This is a genomic window from Roseateles sp., assembly GCF_031397715.1.
Taxonomy (GTDB): Bacteria; Pseudomonadota; Gammaproteobacteria; order Burkholderiales; family Burkholderiaceae_C; genus Paucibacter_A.
Genome location: NZ_JANNMI010000340.1, coordinates 1 through 6651, shown reverse-complemented (window position 1 = coordinate 6651; position 6651 = coordinate 1). Strand labels below are relative to the sequence as shown.

Annotated in this window: 6 protein-coding genes, 1 pseudogene and 1 riboswitch; of the genes and pseudogenes, 2 read left to right on the top strand and 5 right to left on the bottom strand. The window is 51.6% G+C overall.

Translation table 11 applies throughout. The features are described 5' to 3' along the window. The 5 genes from RMO57_RS14910 to RMO57_RS14890 form a co-directional block, all read right to left on the bottom strand. On the bottom strand, nucleotides 1-558 hold a 558-nt coding region (locus RMO57_RS14910), incomplete at its 3' end, for a thermonuclease family protein (RefSeq protein WP_310387920.1). A gap of 186 nt (nucleotides 559-744) precedes the next feature. After that, the gene (locus tag RMO57_RS14905) at nucleotides 745-1482 is read right to left on the bottom strand and encodes a hypothetical protein (protein WP_310387918.1); all 738 of its coding nucleotides are present in this window, start codon (nucleotides 1480-1482) and stop codon (nucleotides 745-747) included. After that, the gene (locus RMO57_RS14900) at nucleotides 1479-3110 is read right to left on the bottom strand and encodes a hypothetical protein (protein ID WP_310387915.1); all 1632 of its coding nucleotides are present in this window, start codon (nucleotides 3108-3110) and stop codon (nucleotides 1479-1481) included. Before RMO57_RS14900 ends, RMO57_RS14905 begins: the two co-directional genes overlap by 4 nt. Before the next feature lie 35 nt (nucleotides 3111-3145). Next, on the bottom strand, nucleotides 3146-3961 hold the full coding sequence (locus tag RMO57_RS14895; protein ID WP_310387914.1) for a hypothetical protein: 816 nt from the start codon (nucleotides 3959-3961) through the stop codon (nucleotides 3146-3148). 9 nt (nucleotides 3962-3970) lie between these two features. Beyond that, nucleotides 3971-5422 (bottom strand): hypothetical protein, encoded by a 1452-nt coding sequence (locus tag RMO57_RS14890; protein WP_310387912.1) that lies wholly within the window; start codon nucleotides 5420-5422, stop codon nucleotides 3971-3973. Nucleotides 5423-5922: 500 nt separating this feature from the next. Continuing rightward, nucleotides 5923-6028: riboswitch (SAM-I-IV-variant riboswitch) on the top strand. 39 nt (nucleotides 6029-6067) lie between these two features. On the opposite strand from RMO57_RS14890, the gene RMO57_RS14885 reads away from it, so the two are divergent. After that, nucleotides 6068-6502 carry a DUF3293 domain-containing protein gene (locus RMO57_RS14885; RefSeq protein WP_310387910.1) on the top strand — a complete coding sequence of 145 codons (435 nt, stop codon included), beginning with the start codon at nucleotides 6068-6070 and terminating at the stop codon, nucleotides 6500-6502. Between the two features lie 49 nt (nucleotides 6503-6551). Beyond that, nucleotides 6552-6651, top strand: a pseudogene (locus tag RMO57_RS14880) (transcription elongation factor GreAB); the annotation flags it as partial.

Sequence of the window (6651 nt, the reverse complement as noted above, 5' to 3'; positions counted from 1 at the left end):
CCCGCCCTTGGGTCCATGGCAAGCCGCTCCTCCCGCGCAGGGGCATGGGCTTGAACTTGCTTGGGTTTTACTCAATGCCGATCCTTTACGATAGTCCCACGGTGGCGTTGGATCGGGTTCGGACCATAGTCCTTTTCGGGTGGACCGAGCTTGAATTTCACTGTCGTTGTAAAGGGCCCTGTCCTTGGCGACTTGTTCGGCTTGATATTGCTTGTAGTGCCAAGCTAAGCCGTTCGCAATCATCGTTAGGCCGAGGTCCTTTCCAGCCACCTCTGCTTTGCCTACAACACGGCCGTATCGGTCATTCTTCTGCCACGTAACTGTGACTGGGCGAGCAAATGCAAGTTCAGACAAAAGCTGTTTCGCTGACTGCCCAAATGGTTGACTTTTTTCGGGTGCATCAATACCAGTCAAACGAACGCGATAGGACACGTTTGCTGGCGACAGCACATCAAGAGTGTCCCCGTCCAGTACGCCGACAACTTTTCCAGTAAGTTGGTTGGCATAAATTGGCATGTGAACGAGGGCCAACAACGCTGCAACCAGCGCCCATTTCAAACCACCCGAGAGTCTCACTGCCTACGGCCGAAGTAGCGAGCTATACGGTCTAGAAAAACAGACCCTAGTAAATTTTGGCGCGCTGGGCTCGCAATGGGGGACTCCCTCCAAGCCGACGAGATGTGAGACCGCATTTGGTCGAGCCTTAGTTGCAAGCGGCTCTGATCTGCGTCTTTTGAAGTCATTTCAGCGCTTTCCAATATTTAGGTAAAACGCGAATCGAGCGGCGTCTCTAGCGTCAACAAATCGGGTAGTTTCCAAAAATCGCAATGTGTAGCGACAAGTTGGCTTGCGCTGCACCAAGGGCGCAAAGGTTTTGCTAAATTCGGTCAAGGGCAAGGATTGAATCGAATTGAAGCTGCGCCCAATCAATGTCAGTGCTTCTTCGAGCTCAGGGTTGGTTGTTTCAAACTGAATCGTGGCCTCATTGGCAATCACGGTTGCCAATGCCTTAGCGACCTTCTTGCCTCCTACGGTGTCAAACAAACAGGGCGGCTTGCCGGTGCCCTCTTCGAATTTCCGCAATTTATCCAGATCTGCCGTGACGGAACTGGTTCCACCCGATGCCTTTATTAGGCCCACTGCAGCTTTTGCTTCTTTGATACCACCGGCTGTCTGTACGACCGCGACAGCGGCCTTAACTTCTTTGATGCCGCCAGCCGAAGAAAAGAAATCAGCAATTCCCTTGAAATCAGAAACCGGCGCGAGTTTGCTAAGGTAGTCGGCCAACTCAGTTAGGTTTGTAAATCCTGCTGCAGTCGCGAACTTTGCAATGTCGCTCGCGCTGGCCGCATCAGCTTTTTGTATCTTGGCGACCTCCTGCTGACTGGCCTGTCCAAGCACATACAGCAACAAACCGAAGAAAAGACTCTGAATCAAAAAATCAATGAGGGTGAAGAAGTAGACATCGTCTGTCCTCTTCATGTGGAAGACCTCTGACGCTCTTGAGTTCGTTCAATCACGATATCTGCAACTTGAACAAGTCGATCTACTAATAGCGTGGCAGCTTCGCTGGACCGCTTTAGATCAGTTTCTAGCGCAGAGGATGAGCTTGAAATAGTCCGATGAATACCTGTAGAGGCCTCACCAATGACTTTCTGGGCGGCTTCAATCGAGCCGGTGAAGTTTTCTATATGTGTTCGCAGTGATGCCACTGTCGCGCCCAAATCACTCGCCTGGTCAAGTAGTAAACTGGCGCCGTCAATGGCCTTGTTGGCTCCGGAACTACTGTTGGATAAAGTCTGCGCACTGTGCGAAGCGGCAGTAACGCCCTCGGCCACGCGTGATAACGCAGCATGCATATGGGTTCCCAGTTCCTCAATAGATACCCCAACGGTTTGAATTTGGTGAATCCGATCAGGCATGCCAGATAACTGTTGCTCCAGGCGTAAGGTGCCGTCACCCGCGCTTGTGAAGCGTGTGCCAAGTGTTTCTATACTCAACGAAAGAGCCGGCAATACAGCACCGACACGACTAAGCTCGTCGGCAAGATTTCCCATCGCGGCTGCGGTGCCCGCAATACGCTCGAGTGCCCCATCTAGGTTTTCAGAAACTCCTGCCAATGCATCAAGTTGGTCAGAGGTTTTTTTGGCCAAGGTTCGCATCGACTTGAATGCAGGACCGGTGGAAACAACATCTTCACCTAGACTTTTAATTTGAGAAAAGGTCGTACCAAGAGCCTCGACTACGCCAGATATGGCCGTGCTTGCTGAACTCATTGCAAGACCCGACTTGACCAACGGGCCACTCTCGTCGCTGAACTGACTGAAGTTTTTCTGTGCGTGGCCTAACGAGTCATCCAAGCTGCGTGTCAAATTGATGCTTTGCTGCGATGCGATAGCGGCTTGCTTTGCCAAAGTAGCGAACTCGGCGAGTGCTTTATTTAATTCTGTTGAAACCTCTAGCGTCGCACGAATACTCTCTGTTAGCTCTTTTCTGGCGGATACGAAAGACGTATCCGCTGCCATGTTCTTGATTTCTGTCAGCCCCTCCCGGGCCGAAGCAAGTGTCGACTTCATCTCGTTTTCGAATACTCGAGTCACATCCAACATTGATTTTTCGGCCGAATTGCTTGCGGTAGCTGTTACTTCGGATGTTTTGGTCATCACCGTTTGCGAAAACTCAGAGAAGCGGACTACAGCCGCTTCGACGTTATCGACCAAATCCAATGAGCGCTTGACGTAGCGATCCATGATTGCCTCCGAGCTTATTGCGTCCACGGGCGAAACCAAACTGGCAAGATGCATACGGGCAACGACGGCGTAACCAGTTGCAAACAAGCCGACCCCGAACTGGTACACCACGGTATTGACGTTAGCTGCGGCCCCACTGATGGCAACTGAAACTGCACTGATGCCAAGGGCAACAATCGTGATCAAGAAACCAAAATAGTAGACACTGTCAATAGCTGCCTGGCTAAGCCCTGCCTTGGCAAGTGGACCTAGATAACGAAGGTGGTAGTGCACCAAAGGCAAGGCACCAGCAGCCAATGTAAACCATGGCGAAAGATTTAACACTGCGACGGCGATCAAGCCGGCAATAGCAACCGCCATACAAATTGACAGCCGATGAAAGTAGCCATTCCGGTTCATTGCTTCATTCCTGTTTGCGCTGTGGCTGCAACAGTGCCGCCTGGTAGATAGTCATATTCAAAGCTAGCTTTGGCTCCCTCGTTGTTGCCAAAAAACCAGGGCCAAAATTTGTCGCGGCATTTTAGCGTTACAGGAGATTGATTGAAGCGCGGAACCAGGTTGAGTACAACCTTTGTGTTTTTGAATTCTGGGCGTTCTTGGGCGCCCTGGCGAGAAGTGCGATACTGTGCAATAACGGAATTTACTGCCGGGCACCGATACATTGTAAACTTCTCTGTATTCTCCAACATGTCAGAGAATACTACCAAGGTGTTCGCGGGTGCGCGCAGGTAGTTCGTTAGGGAAATGTCAGTTAAGGCCTGAGCGATAGGGGATTCTTTCCCGCTGCCTGCTTCTTTTTTTAAGGCCTCTCGCAGTGGTTTTTCAAAGTTGTTTTGAAATTTCGTCCGTACTGACTTGACACTTTCTGTCAATCGATTTCCTTCTTCAGGCGGCCTACACAGCGAAACTTCTGGGTGCAATGCACTGCGGGAATGGTCGGAAATACTGAATACTGTCACCCGTTCGTTTATTGCCACGTGCTGGCGAATGTGATTCATCGCTCGGTCAACGATAGCGTCGCGTGTTTGTTGACTAACCTCCTCACTGTCATCTAGAACAAATACTGTACTGGCAGTCACAGCGCCGAGGCAGTTATCACTTCCCGCCTTAGCTTTACTGCCGTTGGCCACAATAGCAACTAAAAGAGCAATAGCCGTGAGGCCAACTCCTCCAATAAGCCAGAGCCCTTGTTTGTCTTTTTTGCTGAGCATGTTGTCACCTTACGCTGCGCGATGAATTGTCGGTGTAAGTCGATCAATTTTTTCTTTAGCTTCATCTTCAACATTGCGAAGAAATAGCCCGAAGGTCTGGTTCATAATTGCCGCCGAATCGAGTTGGAAAGCCTGCATTCGATCGCGCAAAGCCACTTGGTATTTGTCTCGCAGAGCATTAGCGTCTTCCCTTGCTTGCCCCAGTCCGAGAACGACAGCTTCGGCAGCAGAACAAGAAATGCGGCTAGTCAGATCAGGAATAATTTTGAAGTGTGGCGGGGGGTCAGTGGCGCGCACCGCAGTGTTCGCCTCCCTATATGCCATCAGAGCGTTTGAGAAATCACGTTGAATTGCGCCTCCCTGGGTGCATGCCGTTGCGACGGCACCTTGTAAATCGGAAATTCGCAGTGCAGCGCGTCCATTTAGTTGACTTGGTTCGTTCGCCGTCGATTGAATTTCCGCACGCCGCCGTTGTAAAAAGTCCTTTATTTGTTGCCGCAGAATTTCTTGCTTCTCAAGTTCAATTTGCTGTAGCTTCTTTACTAAACGGTCTTTTTTGCCATAACCAGGGTGTTTATCATCTGCCGTATAGCCTTTGTAAAAAGCAAAGCAACTCAAAATCAACCCAAGCCCGAAAAGTATGAAGCTAGTCAGGTCTGCGAAATGCATGTCAGCGATGAATATTTTTTTGGCCTCACCTGTTGCCAAGAGAAAAGCTTGACGCATTTGGATTACGTCAGATGGGTCGAGAAGAATCTGGAATTCAGATCTAAATGATGCAAATAAGGCATTGCAGTAAATGGCAAAAACGATAAAGATACAAAAACACATCCAGCCAACTATTCGCTTGTCGGCGGCTAATAAATTTTTGTACCGCCAACCAATGCCTAAACCAAGCGCGCCACCTAAGTTAATTAGTGCGACACCTAATGCAACTGCAATTCCTCCCAATAAGCCTGCCGAATTTTCATAGAAAAAGGCATTAATAAAGGTTTCAATTAGCGCCAGCACGAAAATCAGTCCAAAGTGAAAGTACCTGCTCTCTGGATAATCGGCTTGTTGCTGGATGTTATTGATGGCTCGAAAATGGCGCCAATCAACTTCAGCCCGCATTCGATCACCAGCTGCCAACATTAATTTTTGTCGCTCACCCGCGAGGTCGGCCTCGATAGTGCTTTGCAAAGAGCTATCGCTTAAAAGTTGTTCCACATTCATTTGCAGAGCAATTGTCTTTTGCTGAATGTCAGCAACAGCCTTTGATGCTTCGGTCAGTGCGGTATCGAAAAACAGCTGTTCACTAGCGAGCCACTTCTCTGCATCGTTTTGCAACGCAGATTCATGCTGGTCCATTCGAAGCGAGTCCGATGCTGGCCGATTTGCGGCAGCTTCATGATGACCTTTGGTGCGCATAGCCCCGAGTTGGGATGCGATTTCACCGGCGTAGCTGGTGTACGTAGGCATATTTGTGACCTGGGTTGATCGTTCGTTTTTTGTATAACAAGGCTGCGGCGCAGCGAGTCTTGCTTTTGCCCGGTCCAACTACTTGGAAGAGCTCCCTAATTCGCAGTTTACGTGCCAAACATGGCAGTTTTGTCCGGTGCCTGCCGGACACCCTATTTGAGGGGTAGGAAGGCCCTCTTGTGTGGTTTGGAATTTGTAGGCAACCTTTTAGCGCGAATTCACTTGGTAATTCCTAACAGGCAATGGGGCCGTCAACGCAAAGTCTGGCAGATCGAAATCAAACCGCATCCAGCAACCCCGCAAACCCCCTGCAACCCCGCCAGCGCCCCCAAAGTCAAACCCACGTCCAAGCCAGTCGGCACCGCCGCCTCGGCCGGGTCGATGCGAAACAGCCGGGCGCCTCACTCGTGAACGATGCGGTGACTGAAGTGGCGCACCGAGGGTACAGCGCGCTGCTCCAGCCAGTGCACGGTGGGTACAGCGCAATCTCGGTTACAGTCGCCCCGCATCTGGAGATGGGCCGACGCCCACGCCAACCTGCCCTCCCGGGCAAGGTGGATCGCGCAAGCGGATGTGGCCTCATTGGGGGCAAAGATACGGGAGCTGCGTCGGCCCTCCCAATTTGGTATTTCGGAGGGCTTTGTTTTGTTCGAATCAATCATTGGCAGCGGCCTCGTGCAGGCTTACCGGGAAACCGAATACAGGGTGCATGGAGATGAGGCCTTCACGCTGAAAGTGGGGCAGGCCAGCCCGGCGCTGGCCGCCGCACACAAGCGTTACGGCGTCGATTGCAGCGCCTACATCACCGCCTGGAATCCACTCGGCGAAGACCATGAGATCGCTGTCAACACCCAGCGCAATGCCGAACTGGCCGCCGAGCTTGCCCAGCTCAGCCTCGCCAGCATCGAAGGCATCGAAGGCATCGGCCAGCATCCGACCAGCCAGCAGCCCGGCGAGGCGAGCTTTCTGATCTTCGGCATGACCTTGGAAGAAGTCCAGGCACTGGGCGAAAGCTGGGAGCAAAACGCCATCGTCTGGACTGGCGCTAACGCCGTGCCGCAGCTGATCATGTTGCGCTGAATCTGGATGCCGTGTGAATAGCTCGCGCGCCCACAAGTAACCTTTCATGATGGATAAATCATTGCTGCAGCAGCAGGTGCTGGAACGGCTCGCCGAAGACTTGCTGCAAGCCGAACAGGCAGCGCAGGCGGCCCATGCAACGGCGACTC

Coding starts and splice junctions, on each gene's coding strand:
- RMO57_RS14905 (WP_310387918.1), bottom strand. CDS start 1,482: ATGAAGAGGACAGACGATGTCTACTTCTTCACCCTCATTGATTTTTTG.
- RMO57_RS14900 (WP_310387915.1), bottom strand. CDS start 3,110: ATGGCGGTTGCTATTGCCGGCTTGATCGCCGTCGCAGTGTTAAATCTT.
- RMO57_RS14895 (WP_310387914.1), bottom strand. CDS start 3,961: ATGCTCAGCAAAAAAGACAAACAAGGGCTCTGGCTTATTGGAGGAGTT.
- RMO57_RS14890 (WP_310387912.1), bottom strand. CDS start 5,422: ATGCCTACGTACACCAGCTACGCCGGTGAAATCGCATCCCAACTCGGG.